We start from the raw sequence: 17,052 nt of genomic DNA, 5'->3' as shown, positions 1-17,052 counted from the left end.
GGGCTCACGCCCGGAATTTACTATTTTCTTCGTACGCGGCAAGCCGCGGGGTATTTACCCGAACGTGAATAAAAAAAGCCTGCTCTTAACAAGCAGGCTTTTTCAATGTATAGCCGGATAGTTAATTGTTGTATAAATCGGTTCAACGACCAATAATTTTCGACGCCTCCGTCAGATCATCTATATTTCCTTGCACATGTCTGCCGGAAATCCTTATGTTCACATTGGACATTAAAACAGTTTTATGAGATTCCCCCGCTGCGTACTTCCTGTCATCGGCATCACGACGCTCTTCGCTTTTTGCGCGCATGCTCAATCCACCCAGGCCGCTCTCAAAGCCAACGCCTTTGCATTAGACATTTCGGATACCACGCTGAATAAACGACTGCTGGAGATATTCGGGCCACACCGCATTATCATGATGGGCGAAATGCACGGCACGCAAGAGCCGGCCCGTTTTGTCTCCTACGCGGTCGATCAACTCCTAAAAGCAGGAAAAACCATTAATCTCGGTCTTGAGATTCCCGCGGTACAGATGCAGGATTTCACCGCTGCACCGTCTGCAAAAAGCCTGAAGCAATCGGCATTCTTTCGCACTGGGTTTCCCGATGGACGGCCGGGGAGTGCCTGGTTTAACCTGATCGATATGTATATCGGCAACAAAGACGTTCACCTGTTTTTCTTCGATTCCGACCCCGATGCGGGCACGATCGATTATGATAAGCATATGCATGCTGTTGTCCGCAACGTCATGATGCAGCATGCCGAGGCTACAACCGTATTGCTCTCGGGCAATATTCACAACCGCCTGATACCGTTTAGTGGCGGCAAAACGCTGGCCTGTTATCTTCAGCAAGATACAACCCTGCTAACGCCGGCAGGTGTGCTCTCCATTAATCACCAGTTCAAATTTGGCGCCATGGAAAACGTTACCAGCGAAGGTTTTGGCATACACAAGATCGAACCTGCGCCGACAAGCTTCTCCGAAGCCGTGCCCTTCAAAATGTACTTCTCGACGCTGGATAAAAACGCCGGACCTTATAATGCCGTTTTTTATACCGAAGAGGTTACACCTTCGATCGCCATGACTGCGCGATAAAAATGACCGCGCAGAATGCCGGCCCCGTCAAGAAAGCGAAGACAGTCTGAACAAGATCCTGACGCACAAAACGCTTTAAACACAATAAGAGGCTGCCCTATTTCAAAATAGAACAGCCTCTATGGTGATTGTTTACAACTCTGAATCTTATTCAATCGATGTATTTAAGAATTTGAACAGTGTGTGCAAAACTTGCGTCTTGCCTGGCTATTCAAAACTTAATCAATCACACCGTCACAAATACCAAACCCGTGCCAATGAGAAAAACGCCTTAAATCGAGCTCATTTGCAACCACCCCGTTTTTTCAATTGCCCTGCCAGTTCTACAGATTGATGATCGCGATTCCCAATGTGCGGTTGCGAAAGTGTTCCCTGCAAAGCCTCCGTTGAAGCCGCAATCACAGCGTTTTGTCATCGGCTTCCATCCCTTACTTCAAGCCTTCGAAACTATACCTGGCATTCTCCCAGAATGCATCCAATGCGATGATCCGGGGTTTAAAAAAAGAGATCAACTCCGCCCATTGATCCCTGTTAAAGACCGATACCCCCGCCAACTCCGTATAGATCCGACTAACAATCTTCCCATCCTCTACCGGCACATGCAGTTGCCACACCCATTCTTCCTCCAGCGTCGTGTGCAAAATATTTTTTAACTCCAGGAACTGCTCGAAGTATAACTCCTGAATGGCCTGATCACGTTGCTCGATCGATATACTGATCACGGCCGCCTTCCGCCCTGCATCCATCCGGAAGTAAACATCCTTCAGCTTGGTATGATAGTTCACCCAGTTGATCTTAAACCCCTCGGCAGAAGGTATCGGACTCATATACCGGCCAAACGTAGTCCAGAATTCTTCTTTCATTCGCGATGCTTCGTCCCGTGCAAACATGACGCAAAATACACGGAAGGAACCAGATGTCTATAAAAACAAAAGGCCGGATCACACCGGCCTTTCGTACATCGGGCAAGCCCCTAAAATCATTTCAAAGCGTCTGCCAGGAATTTCTTCATTTCGTCCCACGAAGCGGAGTCTGCCGCGGCATTGTAAGAGATCGGCATGTTGAACTTCTTACCTAGCTCCGTAGCGCCCGGGTTGGTGAAGGCGTGCTGTGCGCTGTCGTACGCCTTGAAGGTATACGTAGCACCGACAGCATCCATCTCTTTCTTGAAGGCGTCCACTTCTTTTGCCGGCACCAGCGGATCGGCGTTGCCATGACACACCAGGATCCTGGCCGTCAGCGTTTCCTTCTTCGCAGGCACGCCACCCATCAGGGTACCGTGGAAGCTCACCACCGCGTCCAGATCGGCATTGCCCAGGCGGGCCGTGTTCAGCAACACACCACCGCCAAAGCAGTAACCGATCGCGCCGATCTTCGTCGTATCGACCTGGCTGTATGTTTTCAGCTTGGCAATCGCCGCGTCGATGCGTGCCTTTGCCAACACAGGGTTCTGATAGAAAGGAGTCGCCAGCGCGCCCGCATCGGTCGGATTATCAGCTGTTTTACCGTTGCCATATACATCGGCCACCAGGGCTACATAGCCCAGCTTCGCCAGTTCGTTGGCCCGGGTCTTTACATAGTCGGTTACACCCCACCACTCCGGCACGACAATGATACCCGGGCGTTTGGCGGAATCCGTCTGATTGTAGGCAACATACCCGTTCAGGGTCGTCGTATCGAGGCTATAGCTTACCGCTTCCTGGGCATAGCTCGGTTCTACCGGCTGCGGGGACGCAGTCTCTTCGGCAGGCTTCGGACGGCTGCAGGCCGCCAACAATACCACCGCGGACAGAAGGGCAATGGACATTCTTTTGATGCTCATGTTTCTTAGGCTTTAATAATTTGCGGGCGAAAGATACGGAATTGGCATTTTCGCCAGGTACCACCCAAAAAAAAATCTGCCGTTAAGAAAATGTGAAATGTCCCCTATACACCCAGGCCCGCGAGCCTTACCTTATACTCCTCCTGTCCCAGCTGATGTAACAACTCCGCCGACTGATACGCCAGGTACCGATCCAACGGATCCACCTCCCGGTGCTCCCGCAAGCTCGCCTGTACACGAGCATACTGGTAATTGAATAAACTGGCGCACAGCATCCGGGCCGAATCGGGCTCCCCAACAGCCTGTAACAGGTCAGCCGCCTGCAAGCCTGCATAGCCAGGGTCGAGGTGCGGCGGGTATAATTTATCAAGTGCAGCCTGCAGCACGTTGTTTGCCCGGTCACGATCACCCTGCCGAAGCAACGTTATGGCCAATGCATTTACCGACATCCGCACCGGCGCAATCATCCGCGCCTGATAGTCCTCTGTATTAAAATAGACATTCGCGTCCGCCAGATTGGTATAGTCCGCACGTTCGATCAGGTTTCGGTACGCCAGTTGCGTATCCACCACGGGCTCTTCGCCTGCTTGCTCGATCGGCGCCAACCGGTATACCTGCCCTTCCTGAATTACATGCTCCGTTAACTCCAGATCAAGCGAGTGCAAGGAAGTAAAATTGAAATACACCGGGCGCTTCCAGTGGTTGGAAGCGACGACGTCTAAAAACGCCAGCGTATTCTTGGTCATGTAGCTGCCCTTCACCTTGAACGTTACCGCTGGCAACGGCGTGTAACCGGCCTGATGCATCATACCGGCCGTGTCAACGCTCAACCGTACGAACGACGACGGCACAATGTTATAGGCGTCGCCACCGACCGACTGCACACGCAACGCGGGATGCTCCTCGTGCAGCAACTGAAGATATTTTTCCAGATCGATCGCCCCCTTTACCGACGGGCGAACATACAGCACATCGTTGATGCCATACTGCAAATAGTCCTTTTCCGTCAGCGTAAGCGCAAAGGGCGGCGAATCATAGTACGAACGACGCAACTGGTTGACATACCAGTCGGTATTAAAATAGCTCAGCACCACCACCCGCACATCCGTCCGGAAGCCTTCTACATCCTGCAAATACCACAGTGGAAAGGTATCGTTGTCGCCACCTGTGAATAAGATCGCACCCGGTGCACAGCTATCCAGCACGTTACGGGCATTCGCCATCTGAAAGGTCCTACCCGTCCGGTCGTGATCGTCCCAGTTCTGCCAGGCCATCCACGCGGGCATCGCGAGCGCCAGCATACTCACAAGCACAAGCGCCATGCGTCGGGGCAGGATGCGCGCCAGCGCAAGCATGCCCAGCCCCACCCACAACGCAAAAGCCATGTACGAGCCCACATAGATATAGTCGCGCTCGCGCGGTTCGCTCGGAGGGGAGTTGAGATACAGCACCAGGATGACACCCGTCAGCAGGAAGAAGAAAAGGTTGATCACAAACCCCTTGCGGTCCGTCCGCTGCTGAACCACAAGTCCCACGATGCCCAACAACAGCGGGATCGCCCAATATTGATTGCGGGCTCTGTTTTCATATTGTGGTTGCGCAGCAACCCGCCGTGCATCCCACGGCCGCAGCCAATCGCTGCCCTGCACATCACTCTCCCGGCCGGCAAAATTCCACAGGAAATACCTGAAGTACATATAGCCCAGCTGGTACGAAAACAGAAACCTGATGTTGTCGCTGAAGTGTGGCACCTCGCCTTCCGCCAGGCCGGCCAGCCGCCGGTAACTTTTGATGTGGTCAGGATCGTTGCTATACATCCTTGGCAGAAAAGTCGTCCGTGCAGGGTCATACCGGTAATCAGACAACGTCCCCGCGATCTTGTAACCCGTCGGTGTCTTGTAGTACATGCTCCGGCCTGCCGTAACTTCGGTAACCTGCGCGTCAAAATAAGGCCCCGTGAGCAACGGACTGGTAGGATAGGACTCCCGGTTCATATAAGCCTTGCTGAGCGGCAGGTTCTCGGGGTTGCCTTCGTCGATCGGCGGGTTGTGGCTCGACCGGATAAAAAGCATGAGGTACGGCGCAAAGCCGAGCAGCAAAAACACCGTTGCCCATATATACGGCCGCGCGCGCGGGAATCGCCTCACACTCCAGGCCACCAAGCCGGCAAGTACCGCTAGCAATGCAAACACCCCGGTGTAAAACGGCAGGTGTACTACGTTGACCAGGAACCGGTCCCACGCAAAAGCAAACTCGAAGATGCCGATCGCCACCACGCGGTTCACCACCATGATCAGGGCCATCCCCGCCGCTGCTGTCACCAGCGCATTCCGCCACGTAAGCCGGCGGTCGCGCGTATACCACACCAGTGGCAACACGGGCAGGATCAACACGCTCATCGGGTGGATACAATAACCCAGCCCCGTGATGTAAAAGATCAACACCAGCCAGCGGTCGCGGAGCGCCTCCGGTATGTCATAACTGCGCAGCATCAGCCACAACAGCAGCACCGTGAAAAAACACGCGGGACCGTACGTCTCCGCCTCCACGGCCGAAAACCAAAAAGAGTCCGAAAATGCCAGGCATAAACTACCGCCCACGGCCGCCATCACGATAACACTCCGCGACACCTGCCACGCCGCGGTCATCTTCCCGCCAAAATAAACGATCAGGTAAAAAACGATGTATATCGTCAGGGCAGAGAACAGCGCGCTCATGGCATTTACGCACACGGCCACGCGCGAAACATCGCTGCCGGCCGCCATCGAAAACAAACGACCGACCAGCAACAACAGCGGCGTACCCGGCGTATGCGGCACCTGCAGCTTATAGACCGTGGCAATAAACTCCGAACAGTCCCACACACTCGCCGTCGGCTCCAGCGTCAACAAATAGGTGGTCAGGGCCACAACAAAAACCGTAAACCCCGACAGGTGTTTCCACGTTTCTCTTCGCAGGGACGACCACGACACCGGGATGGTAAAACCCGCACCCAGGATCGCAAACACGGGCAGCATAAACCCTGCTACCAGCAGCGGCGGTGCTACCCAGCGGGTGAGCGGTCCAAAACCCTGGGCTACCGGATCGTACAGCATACAGCCATACCCGGCCACGAGAAATCCCAGCGACAAAAGCAAAATGCGGTAGTCCTTAGCAGTGAACATAGGGTGTAAATTTTATGACCGTAAGGCTACCAAAACACAACGCACCGCCACGTTAACGAGTGTAAAGAAGTGTTAATGGAGTGTTAAGGGGATCAGCATGATATACAACAGACACGATAAAGAGGTATCTTGAAGTATGAATAATAAACACCTCGGCCGCATCATTCTTTTTGGCACCTGCGTACTCGCCTGCCTGCTCATTCTGCAGGTATACTGGTTCCGCAAGGCCTTTGACGTAGCCGAAAAACAATTCGACCACAGCGTGCAAGTGGCGCTGAAACGTGTAGCCGACTCCGTGGCCCGCAACCCGGAAGTGCGCAAGCTCTCCTCCAACTTTTACTTCGTCGTCACCGGCAGCCAGCTCGACAGCGAGCTGCTGAACGACCAGCTCCAAAAAGAGTTCCTCATCCGAAGCCTCAACCTCGACTACGAGCTGGGCGTCTACAACGCCCACGACGACACGCTGGTCTATGGCAACTATATCTCTGCCACCCGGCCCACACCGGCGCAGGAAGAGACCGCACACGAAGCCTCCACCGACGAAAAGAACTTCGCCGTATACTTTCCGAAAAAGAACAGTTTTGTCGCCGCCCAGCTGGACATCTGGATCTTCTCCACCCTCGCCCTGTTGCTGATGATGGGCTTCTTTGCTTACGCGATCTATACCTTGCTACGCGAACGAAAATTTGCAGCCCTTAAAAATGACTTCATTAACAACATGACGCACGAATTCAAAACTCCCGTAACCAACGTGCGCATCGCAGGCGAGATCCTCAAGAAAAAAATTCCCGAGCCTGACAACCTGCAGGTATATGTCGACATCCTGCTCAAAGAAAACGAAACCCTGCGACGCAAGATCGACCAGGTCCTGCTGGGAGCTTCTGCCGACTACATGCGCAAACCGGCGCTCGAGGTCGTGCAGGTACATCAGCTTATACGCGAGTGCGTCGAAGCCTTCCAGCTCAAAGTGCAGGAACGCAACGGGTCGCTTGTTGTCGAGCTGCACGCCGAACGTAATACCGCCATCCTGGCCGACCGGGAGCTCCTGATGCAGGCCATCAACAACCTCATCGACAACGCCGAAAAGTATTCGCGGCAGCGACCCAACATCCTCGTGCGCACCAGCGATTGCCCGGAAGGCATCGCTATACACATTATCGACGAAGGCATCGGCATAGACCGCAGCATGCGCACCAAAGTGTTTGAAAAATTCTTCCGCGTGCGCACAGGCGATGTACACGACGTAAAAGGCTTCGGCCTGGGACTGAGCTTTGTAAAAAGCGTGGTCCGTTCACACCGCGGCCAGGTCAACCTCTTTAGCGAGCTGCACAAAGGCACCGCCGTACAGATCATTCTACCAGCCCTATGAGCGCAGCCAAACAGATCATGGTCGTCGAAGACGACGAAAGCCTGGGCTTCCTTATCCAGGATTCGCTCAGCACCCACGGCTGGGCCGTGCAATTATATACCACCGGAGAAAAAGGATTGACCGCGTTTCATAACAACACCTTCGACCTCTGCATCCTCGACGTCATGCTACCCGAGAAAGATGGTTTCGACCTCGCCCGCGAGATTCGCAAGTACAACCAGGGAATCCCCATTGTATTCCTCTCGGCAAAGAATCAAACCGAAGACCGCATCAAAGGCTTTCAGATCGGCGCCGACGATTACGTCAGCAAACCCTTCAGCCTGGAAGAGTTCAAATACCGCATCGAAGCCATCCTGAAACGCACCGGCAGTCAAACAACACCGGCCGACAAGGCGTCTGTGTTACAGATCGCCGACTCCGCCCTCGACATCCATAATTTACTGCTGACCGCCGGCGGCATCCCGACGCGCCTCACCTACAAAGAGTGCAGCATGCTCCAACTGTTTTTCCGTCACCCCGACAAGGTCATCGAGCGCGACGTTTTTCTCAAAACCATCTGGGAAGACGACGGCTTTTTTGTAGCCCGCAGCATGGACGTATTTGTTTCGAGATTGCGCAAATACCTCAGCCACGACACCGCCCTGCGCATTGAGAACATCCGCGCCGTAGGATACATCCTGAAACGTGTCACAGCGACGTAGCATCCTGCCACTACAATGGAATTTTTTCAATACCTTCGCCGTTATCAGTGTAGCATAATACGACTATGAGCACCTCATACACACCGGTATCCTACGACGTCCGCGAAGTCATTGAAGACCAGATCGCCAAGCGCACGCACGGCAAGATCTTTTTCTGGGGAGAAGGACAAACGGTCGATGAGCAGATCGGCCGTGTGGAAAAGCTGGAAGAGATCCCGGGACAGGGCATGTTCATAACCCTCGACACCGACGCCCGGATCCGCATCGACCGCATCATTACGCTGTTTGGCAAGCCCGGCGCTGCCTATGACGAATACGACGCATTCGCCAACCAGTGCCTCGCCTGCACCGCGGGAGTCCCCCTGTAACGATCTCTAGCGCAGCCTGACCCTGCGCGGCTTGTCTTTTCATACGGTACGCTAATCAAACGGAAACGGGAACACCGGTCGATAGTACGTGGTAACATCCTCAAAATACCGCGACGTACCGCGGTCGTTCGTGTCGGGCCAGTGTGTCTTTTCAAACCCCGGCGATTTCTTCAGATATTCTTTATCACGGTCTAATATGAAGACCTTCTTATCGGGTTGTACCGTCAGTTCACCAAAAGGCACGGCAAAGAGCTTACCACCGATACCGGCAAAGTCGCCAAACTCCAACACCGCATACTCGATCTCGCCGGAGTCGATGTTGATCATGAGATTATCGATCGTACCCAGCTTCTCTCCCACGCGATTTTCCACGTCGTCACCGATGATTGACGTGGCCGTTAACCGCCGCACCGGCATATTGGCCCGGGGGCCTTCGTGGTTAATGCCCGTGGCATTATCCGCATCGTAGCTGTCTTTCATGGTTTTCATACCCTTGAAACGTAAAAAAATCGTACCTAAAATCTTCGCGGACCACAACAAATTCCCAAACCTTGCAGGCAGCTTTTCCGTAAAGCATCAGACAACGCACACAATAAACGAGTATGAAACCCGGTAACAACATCTTAGCGATCAGCCTGCGGTATACCAGCGGCGGCGAGTTTGCGGATTGTCATATCCCCCGGGGGAAATACTATTTATTATAGATCGCATCAGGTTTTAATAAATATAAAAGCCCCGGCACTGTTTCCGGGGCTTTTTTGTTTATAGTCGTTTTATTTTGGAGATTAAGCTAACTTAGTAGAAGCGTCCCGTTGATCCCGGTCCCCGATCGGGATCAACGCGAAGGACTGGAGCATTACCAGAAATCTCCACATAGGGCAGCCCGTATGCCCGGGTAATTATACCCGGCGCTTAGGTTATGCCGGTGGCGCGATAGCATAGTCGCCGAAAAATGCGTCCACTCACACTACGAAGTGGAAGATCGAGGTTAAAGCCCTCCGCGCCACAATACATTTTTAAACAAACAAATGAACCCCGTATTGCACATCATCCAGGGCGAGCTCATCGCAGAGATACCGAAGAACACCCCGGCCATCCAAACCGCCCAGGATTTTCTCGAGATCATGATGAACCTGCCTGCCGATACCATTGTCATCCACCAGGAAACACTGCACGAGTCATTCTTCGATCTCCGCACCGGACTGGCGGGTGAGATCCTCCAAAAAGTAGTGAACTACGGGCGGCGCCTGGCCATTGTCGGCGACTTCACCCGCTATACCAGTAAAAGCCTGCACGACTTCATCCGCGAAAACAACCGCGGCACTACGATCGTATTTACCGCAACGCTTAGGGATGCCGTGAACAAATTAGGAATAACAAAAACAATAGAATAAAAATAGTACGAACAGGCAACCTCGGAGAATGAACGCAGTATAGCAATTTACTCGTCATTCGCTCCCGCCAACGCTGTGCGACAGAACATTTGCAGCAATAAAAAGCCGGTGATGCCGGCTATTACCGACGACAGTAATATAACGATCTTGGATTCATTGATAAGATGTGGATCCTGGAATGCCAGTAACGTAATAAAGATCGACATCGTAAATCCGATGCCGCCCAGGAAACCCGCGCCGATCACGTGCCCGATGACAAGGTCATCCGGAAGACGGGTCAGTTTCAACCGCGCCGAAACATACGAGAACACCGAAATGCCCAACGGCTTGCCAACGAAGAGACCGAAAAAGATCCCCAGGCTGTTGGCTTCCACCAGGGAATGCACCCAATCCGCCGGCAGCGTCACCGCCGTGTTGGCCAGCGCAAACACCGGCAGGATAAAAAAAGCAACCGGCTTGTGTAAGAAGTGCTGCAGGATGTATGAAGTTGATTTCTCGTCACCGTTCCCAAAGGGAATGGCAAAGGCAAGCAGCACACCCGAAATAGTGGCATGAATGCCCGAGTGCAGCATAAAATACCACATCACGATACCACCCGCCAGGTAAGGTATGAGATTGCGTACCTTCAACCGATTCAGTATCAATAACACCCCGAACACCGCCAGCGAAACCAATAGGTTCATCCATACCAGCGTGCCGGTGTAAAAAATGGCAATGACCAATATCGCCCCGAGATCGTCGATGACGGCGAGCGCCGTCAGGAAGATCTTTAACGATGCCGGTACACGGTTGCCCAGCAGCGACAGCACAGCCAGCGCAAAAGCAATATCCGTAGCCATCGGGATCCCCGCGCCGGCCTGGGTATCCGTTCCGTGATTAAAAACAAAGTGAAACCCCGCCGGCACGAGCATGCCGCCAAGGGCGGCGACGACCGGCAACAATGCATGTCTGAGAGACGAAAGCTCGCCAATGTAAACTTCACGCTCCAGTTCCAGGCCGACCAGCAAAAAGAAGATCGCCATGAGCCCGTCGTTGATCCAGTGGGAAAGAGTGTGTTCAAAGATGTGATAATCCCAAAACGCCAGGTAGCCGTCTCGTAAACCCGAATTGGCAAGCACCAGCGAAATCACCGTACACGCCATCAGCGCGAGTCCGGAAGACTTTTCGCTCTGAAAAAAATCATGGAACAGCTTTGTCAATTTCATTCTTCGTCGATATCTATGGGTCCCATCATCAGCGTGCGGTATTGGCTCATCAGCCGTTCCTCCAGCCCTTCTTCCGGCGTATAGCCCGGCACCTTCACCGACGCCCGGTTTGAATTCGTATTCGAGATCGGAGGCGTAATAGCACTCACCATCATGCCCAATCGCTGCATGCCGATCGTTCGGTTCATAAAAGCATTTGTATTGGTCTCCTGCCCGCAGACCTCAAAGGTCTTTTTGGCATCGTCTTTTAATATCAGCCAGTTCCTGGAGTACATAAATGAATATTCGGCCAAATATTCAAACTTTGCCGCTCAATTCCTATGACCCGCACGCCGACACCCGCCTGCGTGTCACCGGCACACCTGCTTCAATACCGGCTGTTATTCGTCCAGCCGGCGTATCGTGACGTCTTCACCCTCACCTTCGATCAAATAGAATCGTTCCGTTCCTCCCGCTTCCGTCACCATCATTTTCATTTTGTAACGTTCGTCGGAATGGTACCCGGAGAACTTCACAAAAAAATCCGGCATCGTCACCGATTCACGTGTGGGCGCTTCGTTGTCGGTTTCCGCCCGCTCCCAATGAAGTGAACCTTCCAGGATCTCGATAGAGGTCACGTATCCCCGCACACCGTGGTTGCCAAGTCGCAAGGTAAGTGTGCCCGTTAAGTTTGATCCTTCATTCATCCCTTGCTCAAAAATGCTGCTGCATCCCAGCCGGTCAAGCCGCACCATCCGAAACTTACGACCATCTCCCAACACATCGGCTACGCGAAACTCACCGCGTTCCACATCGCTTATATCAGGCGTATAAGCCGCTTCCAACACCGTACGCTTAAATTTAACCAAAGTAAGCTCACGGATTAAGGCATTGTTATAAAAAGCTTCCCGGATCTCTACAAGCGATTCATAGTAACTGGAGTTCTTTTTAATCAGCGTTGCTGTCACATCACCCCCATTCACTTCTTCGACCTTCAAATAGAAAGACCGTGGCGATGAAGATGGATCCGTATCGTAAAGCTCGATAATATGATCCGTATCAAGCTTACTGAGCTCGTATTGCATATAGGCAACATCCCGGTCGTGCAAACGTTCCTCGCGGACATTTTCCAGATGACGTTTATATACGTTATCCGCTGCCAGCCCCAGGCTCACCAGCACAACGATCGACGGCACTACGAGCCAATAGCGCATTCCCTCCACACCGGTTTGCTTCTCGCGGACTACCCGCGTATACGAAAGCTCATCGTGCCACAACCCTTCTACAAAGTACGTAAGCGGTTCGAACGGTATAAACCTCGCAAACGTCCTTTTGACGATCAGCCCCGGCGTCGGCCGGTCACCGTCTACATCCACCACCCGCGACTCGGTCATCAGTTTACCCGGCGTTGCTGCCAGCGTTGTTTCAAAGAGAAAATAGTAGAATGTCCGGGCGATCACCAGCAGCAGAAAAACGCCCATGCGACTGCCGAATGTATGTTCCATCCACGACAGCCAATCCGGAGCAAGACGAGTACCCAACGGCAAAAAGATCAGCACACATACGATGATATCCAATACCACATTGGTAAATCGTTGTTCTCCCGAAGCCTTCTGCCATACCGGCTGAGACGCATCGTCAGCATCCGGCGGCACAGCAACCAACACCTTTCCCCGATGCATCACACGCAACGCCAGATACGAGAGATATGCCAGCGCTACGTTCTTTGCCAGCGTAATCCCGTAAATGCCCCAGCCCCAGGAGGAAGCGACCTGAAATTCACTGCGAAAAGAAGAAGGCATCAGGATCGAAAAAAAAGCAGTCAATGCGTTGCTCATCAAAATAATCGCCAGCACAAACCGGATGAGACGGGTTTCCCGCCCCGTTGACCGCATGTATAGAATAGCGCCGGCCAGGAGCATCAGGTAACAGATCATATCCGGGTAGCCGAGGGTCGGCCCTTTCCAGGCCAGGGAATATTCCAGGAATCCACTCGTCCGTATCTGTACAATGCTCAATACATGCTGCATTTCAGAAACGACAGTGAATAGAGACTCTTTGTTGAAAAAAAACATCAGGAATTCGGCCGATAATCCCACCAGGGCAAAGGCGAACGAAATAAGAATAACTCTCTTGGACATATAGGCAATAGGTTGACGGGTAAAAATACTGGCCCCATGCCCCGTTTTCGTATCTTTTTCCCTAAAAATGGTACGCAGGCAAAATTCCCACGCATTCCGCCTATCACGACATTTCTTAAACTAGTTGAAGAAATAAAGCTCGCCTGCAGCAGACCTTTGTGTATATCTTTTTACGTATGAAAACAACGACAACAATCCTCCCGCAACTGTTCCTGCGCCTGGCCCTGTCTATATCGTACCTGTCGGCCGTCGCCGACAGGTTTGGCCTGTGGGGCGCACCGGGTAGTCCGGGCGTGAGCTGGGGCAACTGGCAGAATTTCCTCGCATATTCAAATTCAGTCAACGGATTTTTACCCCCGTCACTGGGCAACATACTCGCCGCCGTGGCCACGGCCCTGGAAGTAATCTTACCCGTACTGCTGTTGATCGGCTATAAAACACGTCTCGCGTCGGTGGCGTCCGGCATTTTATTACTCCTGTTTGCCGTAGCCATGACCATCAGCTTCGGCATCAAAGCGCCGCTGAACTACTCGGTGTGGACCGCGGCCGCCGCGTCATTCCTGTTGAGCGTGTTGCCCATATACCCCTATAGCATCGACCAGGCCGTCACTTCCAATCGATAACGGCTACACCCGGACTACTGGCTTTCTGGTAGTCGCGCAATGGTACGTTGCAGCGTCGCCTTATCCGCGACAGAGGTAGACAGGCTGGCGGCCTTTTCGAAGTGTTGCAACGCCAGACCGTTGTCGATGCCCGTGTACAGATTGCCGAGCAACGAGTAATAAAACGGATTAGTGGTTAGTTTTAGCTTCTCCGCCTCCACAATGGCTACTTCCTTGCCGTGGGCCTTGGATAGTGCAAACGTGCGGTTCAAGGCAGCAATGGGAGAATATTCCAGGATCAGCAGATCATTGTACAGGCTCAGGATGTTCTCCCATTTTTCGGCGGTATCTTCCCGCTGCGTATGCCAATAGGCGATACCCGCCTCTAAATGATACCGCGTTACTTCCGTACCCGTCGACGCCGCATTCAAAAAATACGTACCGCGATCGATCAATTCGCGATTCCACAACGTCACATCCTGGTCCTGGTATAGAATGGAATCGCCATGCTCATCCACCCGGGCATCAAACCGCGACGCGTGAAAACACATCAACGCCAGCAAGGCATTTACCGGCGGCTTATTGGTAATGGCATTATCGATCAACAGCGCGCAAAGCCGCATGGCCTCCGCACAGAGGCCCTTGCGCAACGTAGTGTTCTGAGACGTAGAATAATACCCTTCGGAAAACAACAGGTATAACGTCGTAAGGACTGTACTGAGCCGGGCATTTATTTCCGTCAACGTAGGCTGCTCGATCCTGATGTTCGCTTCCTTCAACTTCTCCTTGGCGCGGCTCAGCCGTTTATAGATCACCTCCTTGTTTGTCAGGAAAGCGTCGGCAATCTCCTGCGTACCAAAACCGCACAGCAGGTTCAACGCCAGGGCCACTTGCGACTCTCCGGAGTTGACCGGATTGCAGATGGTAAACATCATGGCGAGTTGACTGTCGGCGATGTTTTTAACGGACAGGTCCAGGTCGAGCTCCTCGGCTTTTTCGGCGGTATAACGCAACTCCGGCGACAGCCGCTGCTCAAAGAGCGTATTTCGCTTGAGGTAATTGCGTGTTTTGTTTTTCGCGACCGTATAGAGCCAGGCCGTGGGGTTGTCCGGCACGCCGTGCAGGCTCCAGTGTTCGGTGGCCGTCAGAAAGGTATCGCTGACGAGGTCTTCGGCAACCTCGATGTGTTGAATACCGAACAAATACGAAAGTACCGAAACGATGTTCCGGTACTCCGTTCTGAACAAATGCGGTATCAGGGCATTGTCGTCCATCCTCCTTTACTCAGATCTCACATCGTGGGCATTGCCATACGCACTTCGACTACAGCACCCCATTGAATAATGGGGCAACCCCTGGCTATCTCCACCGCCTCTTCGTAGTCGTTCGCACGTATTAAGATCATCCCGCCGACAGATTCCTTGATTTCCGCATACGGTCCGTTCAGCACGACATTGTCTTGCTTTACGATACGGCACCCTGTCACGTCCCAACGCCGGGGGGGCGCCACGAGCTTGTTCTGCGCGGCAATCCCGCCCAGCCAATCCTGAAAAGGTTTGATCGACTGCTGCATTTGCTCTGGCGACGGCGTTGCGTCTTTGCTGATCAGGTCCCGGTGGATGATCAATAAGAATTCGTTCATAGGTAAGGATTAAGGTTCAAGTTCATGTTTCACTAAACTCAAAATTAACTGAATTGGCCCACTTGATAGGTACCGATCCCATTCGGAAAAGCGATGTTGAATCGATTCCAGGCATTGATCGATACCACCACCAGTGTAAGGTCCACCAGCTCCTCTTCCGAAAACTGCTTCAACGCCTCCGCATAGACCGCATCCGGCACGTCGCATTTGTTAACGGCTTCTGCCCAGGCAAAGGCAGCCCGCTCGCGGTCGGTATAATAAGGAGATTCACGCCAGGCGCTCAGGCCGTACAGCCGTTGCTCGGTCTCGCCATGAGCACGCGCATCTTTGTAGTGCATGTCGAGACAGTACGCGCAACCATTGATCTGCGACAACCGGAATTCGATAAGCTCGCGAAGCGAAGCCTCGATCTTTGACTTCTTTAAATAAGTACCGATGCCAAAAAGCGTTTTGACCGCGGCTTGTCCTTTTTCCCAAAAACTAAGTCGATTGTTCATAATGTTATAAAGTTTGATTTTATATTCCGTTGACAATCAACTTAGCGCTTCTGGACATACGCTGGCATTTTTTTCTAAAAAAAATTATAACTCCCTCAAAAAGAGCCTATTCTCCGTGCAACTGCTCCACCAGTTTCGGCGGCGCCACGGCACAATAGGCAGTCAGCAACGCCTGCTGAAACAGTTTCTTTTTAACTTTTTTCAGCTCCACCAACGTCCAGCCCTGCTTGCCCCACTTGTTCTGGACCGGATAGATTGCAGCCTTATCCGCCTTCGAAAAAATATCCTGGTCCATCTCCGACAACTTCATCGACGCCCGGTTCTCCGCTGCATCGTATGTCGCAAAGATCTTCTTCCGCACCCGGAACGATACTTTCTCAAAGTGCGGCTCTTCCGTGACCTCCGGAAAAGAGAGCGACACCTCGCGGAAATAGTCGAATGTAACCATGTACCAAGATAACAATTCCTCTACCGTGATGAAATGTAGGGGCCGGCTATACCGGTGCCATGCCGACGGGCACGTCGCTTAGAGTTTAAACAGATTACGCCAGCTTCGGCGCACGGCTTTCTTGACGAACTCCGGTGCATTGGGCCGGCTGGTCTCGATCACAAAGTCAACCTCGTCGGCAATGACGCTGTAGGTAAGCCGTGACTCGATGATCAGGATCGCCGACGCACAGAACAGAAAACCCGCGCCGATCATACCCAACGCCGTCGGAATCCACGTATGCCGCAGGTGTGTGATCGCCACCACGCCGATGGCCAGGCTGGTCGTAATAAAAAGACCGAGACTGACGTATAAAAACGTCATCGCCCGCGTCAGCAGCTTGCTGCGACGCGCGCTCTTTTCCAATAGTGTATACAGGATCCGGCGCTTGGCCTCGTTCGCCGACTCTTTATCATGGCTCTTCTCGATCTGCATAAACTCCTGCGACGTCTTGCGCACACGCTCGATAACACGGCTCAGCCGCTGCGATGTCGTCATGATCAAAGATCCACTGGCCATGATCAATACCGCCGGGGTGATCATGCTGGTAAGAATGCCAAGGGCGGGGTTTGTTTCGTCCAT

General features: G+C 52.8%; 18 protein-coding genes. 6 read left to right on the top strand and 12 right to left on the bottom strand.

What is annotated here, in order from left to right:
* The first annotated feature begins 244 nt into the window (after positions 1–244).
* The gene (locus KK078_RS27345) at positions 245–1,099 is read left to right on the top strand and encodes a hypothetical protein (RefSeq protein ID WP_254093528.1); all 855 of its coding nucleotides are present in this window, start codon (positions 245–247) and stop codon (positions 1,097–1,099) included.
* A gap of 428 nt (positions 1,100–1,527) precedes the next feature.
* Here KK078_RS27345 and KK078_RS27340 read toward each other — a convergent pair whose 3' ends face one another.
* The 3 genes from KK078_RS27340 to KK078_RS27330 all read right to left on the bottom strand — a co-directional run bounded on the left by KK078_RS27340 (position 1,528) and on the right by KK078_RS27330 (position 6,085).
* On the bottom strand, positions 1,528–1,962 hold the full coding sequence (locus tag KK078_RS27340; protein ID WP_254093527.1) for a DUF4268 domain-containing protein: 435 nt from the start codon (positions 1,960–1,962) through the stop codon (positions 1,528–1,530).
* A gap of 116 nt (positions 1,963–2,078) precedes the next feature.
* Entirely contained in the window at positions 2,079–2,921 is an 843-nt protein-coding gene (locus KK078_RS27335) for a dienelactone hydrolase family protein (protein ID WP_254093526.1), read from the bottom strand.
* Between the two features lie 104 nt (positions 2,922–3,025).
* A complete protein-coding gene (locus tag KK078_RS27330) occupies positions 3,026–6,085 on the bottom strand; it encodes a glycosyltransferase family 117 protein (protein WP_254093525.1) in 3,060 nt (1,019 codons plus the stop codon).
* A 136-nt stretch (positions 6,086–6,221) separates the two neighbouring features.
* On the opposite strand from KK078_RS27330, the gene KK078_RS27325 reads away from it, so the two are divergent.
* The 3 genes from KK078_RS27325 to KK078_RS27315 all read left to right on the top strand — a co-directional run bounded on the left by KK078_RS27325 (position 6,222) and on the right by KK078_RS27315 (position 8,523).
* Positions 6,222–7,454 carry a sensor histidine kinase gene (locus KK078_RS27325; protein WP_254093524.1) on the top strand — a complete coding sequence of 411 codons (1,233 nt, stop codon included), beginning with the start codon at positions 6,222–6,224 and terminating at the stop codon, positions 7,452–7,454.
* Positions 7,451–8,155, top strand: a complete 705-nt coding sequence (locus KK078_RS27320; protein ID WP_254093523.1) for a response regulator transcription factor — start codon at positions 7,451–7,453, stop codon at positions 8,153–8,155. The genes KK078_RS27325 and KK078_RS27320 overlap by 4 nt, the downstream gene beginning before the upstream one ends.
* A gap of 65 nt (positions 8,156–8,220) precedes the next feature.
* On the top strand, positions 8,221–8,523 hold the full coding sequence (locus KK078_RS27315; RefSeq protein ID WP_254093522.1) for a hypothetical protein: 303 nt from the start codon (positions 8,221–8,223) through the stop codon (positions 8,521–8,523).
* Positions 8,524–8,574: 51 nt separating this feature from the next.
* Here the strand turns inward: KK078_RS27315 and KK078_RS27310 are convergent, their stop codons facing one another.
* Positions 8,575–9,012 (bottom strand): PRC-barrel domain-containing protein, encoded by a 438-nt coding sequence (locus tag KK078_RS27310; protein WP_254093521.1) that lies wholly within the window; start codon positions 9,010–9,012, stop codon positions 8,575–8,577.
* Positions 9,013–9,551: 539 nt separating this feature from the next.
* Here KK078_RS27310 and KK078_RS27305 point away from each other — a divergent pair.
* The gene (locus KK078_RS27305; protein WP_254093520.1) at positions 9,552–9,917 is read left to right on the top strand and encodes a DUF4180 domain-containing protein; all 366 of its coding nucleotides are present in this window, start codon (positions 9,552–9,554) and stop codon (positions 9,915–9,917) included.
* Between the two features lie 47 nt (positions 9,918–9,964).
* Here KK078_RS27305 and nhaA read toward each other — a convergent pair whose 3' ends face one another.
* The 3 genes from nhaA to KK078_RS27290 form a co-directional block, all read right to left on the bottom strand.
* Positions 9,965–11,122, bottom strand: coding sequence for a Na+/H+ antiporter NhaA (nhaA, locus tag KK078_RS27300; protein WP_254093519.1), 1,158 nt, complete (start codon positions 11,120–11,122; stop codon positions 9,965–9,967).
* Positions 11,119–11,415: a hypothetical protein gene (locus KK078_RS27295; protein ID WP_254093518.1), complete on the bottom strand. Its 297-nt coding sequence runs from the start codon at positions 11,413–11,415 to the stop codon at positions 11,119–11,121. The genes nhaA and KK078_RS27295 overlap by 4 nt, the downstream gene beginning before the upstream one ends.
* An 87-nt stretch (positions 11,416–11,502) precedes the next feature.
* Positions 11,503–13,242, bottom strand: coding sequence for an RDD family protein (locus tag KK078_RS27290; protein ID WP_254093517.1), 1,740 nt, complete (start codon positions 13,240–13,242; stop codon positions 11,503–11,505).
* Between the two features lie 176 nt (positions 13,243–13,418).
* On the opposite strand from KK078_RS27290, the gene KK078_RS27285 reads away from it, so the two are divergent.
* Positions 13,419–13,865: a DoxX family membrane protein gene (locus tag KK078_RS27285; RefSeq protein WP_254093516.1), complete on the top strand. Its 447-nt coding sequence runs from the start codon at positions 13,419–13,421 to the stop codon at positions 13,863–13,865.
* Between the two features lie 14 nt (positions 13,866–13,879).
* On the opposite strand, the gene KK078_RS27280 is transcribed toward KK078_RS27285, so the two are convergent.
* The 5 genes from KK078_RS27280 to KK078_RS27260 all read right to left on the bottom strand — a co-directional run bounded on the left by KK078_RS27280 (position 13,880) and on the right by KK078_RS27260 (position 17,052).
* Entirely contained in the window at positions 13,880–15,118 is a 1,239-nt protein-coding gene (locus KK078_RS27280) for an RNA polymerase sigma factor (protein ID WP_254093515.1), read from the bottom strand.
* A gap of 17 nt (positions 15,119–15,135) precedes the next feature.
* On the bottom strand, positions 15,136–15,486 hold the full coding sequence (locus tag KK078_RS27275) for a YciI family protein (RefSeq protein ID WP_254093514.1): 351 nt from the start codon (positions 15,484–15,486) through the stop codon (positions 15,136–15,138).
* A gap of 44 nt (positions 15,487–15,530) precedes the next feature.
* Positions 15,531–15,983, bottom strand: a complete 453-nt coding sequence (locus KK078_RS27270) for a carboxymuconolactone decarboxylase family protein (protein ID WP_254093513.1) — start codon at positions 15,981–15,983, stop codon at positions 15,531–15,533.
* A 106-nt stretch (positions 15,984–16,089) separates the two neighbouring features.
* A complete protein-coding gene (locus KK078_RS27265) occupies positions 16,090–16,431 on the bottom strand; it encodes an MmcQ/YjbR family DNA-binding protein (protein ID WP_254093512.1) in 342 nt (113 codons plus the stop codon).
* 78 nt (positions 16,432–16,509) lie between these two features.
* Entirely contained in the window at positions 16,510–17,052 is a 543-nt protein-coding gene (locus KK078_RS27260; RefSeq protein WP_254093511.1) for a DUF2721 domain-containing protein, read from the bottom strand.

Origin of the sequence: Dawidia soli (genome assembly GCF_018598185.1) — a bacterium.
GTDB classification, from domain to species: Bacteria; Bacteroidota; Bacteroidia; order Cytophagales; family Cyclobacteriaceae; genus Ohtaekwangia; species Ohtaekwangia soli.
The sequence above is the reverse complement of the archived record's forward strand: the minus strand, read 5'-3'. Positions and strand labels throughout refer to the sequence as shown.

Excerpts from the sequence above, each read along its gene's own strand:
- KK078_RS27325 (WP_254093524.1), top strand. The coding sequence starts at position 6,222 with ATGAATAATAAACACCTCGGCCGCATCATTCTTTTTGGCACCTGCGTA.
- KK078_RS27260 (WP_254093511.1), bottom strand. The coding sequence starts at position 17,052 with ATGGACGAAACAAACCCCGCCCTTGGCATTCTTACCAGCATGATCACC.
- KK078_RS27305 (WP_254093520.1), top strand. The coding sequence starts at position 9,552 with ATGAACCCCGTATTGCACATCATCCAGGGCGAGCTCATCGCAGAGATA.
- KK078_RS27275 (WP_254093514.1), bottom strand. The coding sequence starts at position 15,486 with ATGAACGAATTCTTATTGATCATCCACCGGGACCTGATCAGCAAAGAC.
- KK078_RS27310 (WP_254093521.1), bottom strand. The coding sequence starts at position 9,012 with ATGAAAACCATGAAAGACAGCTACGATGCGGATAATGCCACGGGCATT.
- KK078_RS27345 (WP_254093528.1), top strand. The coding sequence starts at position 245 with ATGAGATTCCCCCGCTGCGTACTTCCTGTCATCGGCATCACGACGCTC.
- KK078_RS27280 (WP_254093515.1), bottom strand. The coding sequence starts at position 15,118 with ATGGACGACAATGCCCTGATACCGCATTTGTTCAGAACGGAGTACCGG.
- KK078_RS27335 (WP_254093526.1), bottom strand. The coding sequence starts at position 2,921 with ATGAGCATCAAAAGAATGTCCATTGCCCTTCTGTCCGCGGTGGTATTG.
- KK078_RS27330 (WP_254093525.1), bottom strand. The coding sequence starts at position 6,085 with ATGTTCACTGCTAAGGACTACCGCATTTTGCTTTTGTCGCTGGGATTT.
- KK078_RS27285 (WP_254093516.1), top strand. The coding sequence starts at position 13,419 with ATGAAAACAACGACAACAATCCTCCCGCAACTGTTCCTGCGCCTGGCC.
- KK078_RS27340 (WP_254093527.1), bottom strand. The coding sequence starts at position 1,962 with ATGAAAGAAGAATTCTGGACTACGTTTGGCCGGTATATGAGTCCGATA.
- nhaA (WP_254093519.1), bottom strand. The coding sequence starts at position 11,122 with ATGAAATTGACAAAGCTGTTCCATGATTTTTTTCAGAGCGAAAAGTCT.
- KK078_RS27315 (WP_254093522.1), top strand. The coding sequence starts at position 8,221 with ATGAGCACCTCATACACACCGGTATCCTACGACGTCCGCGAAGTCATT.
- KK078_RS27320 (WP_254093523.1), top strand. The coding sequence starts at position 7,451 with ATGAGCGCAGCCAAACAGATCATGGTCGTCGAAGACGACGAAAGCCTG.
- KK078_RS27290 (WP_254093517.1), bottom strand. The coding sequence starts at position 13,242 with ATGTCCAAGAGAGTTATTCTTATTTCGTTCGCCTTTGCCCTGGTGGGA.
- KK078_RS27265 (WP_254093512.1), bottom strand. The coding sequence starts at position 16,431 with ATGGTTACATTCGACTATTTCCGCGAGGTGTCGCTCTCTTTTCCGGAG.
- KK078_RS27270 (WP_254093513.1), bottom strand. The coding sequence starts at position 15,983 with ATGAACAATCGACTTAGTTTTTGGGAAAAAGGACAAGCCGCGGTCAAA.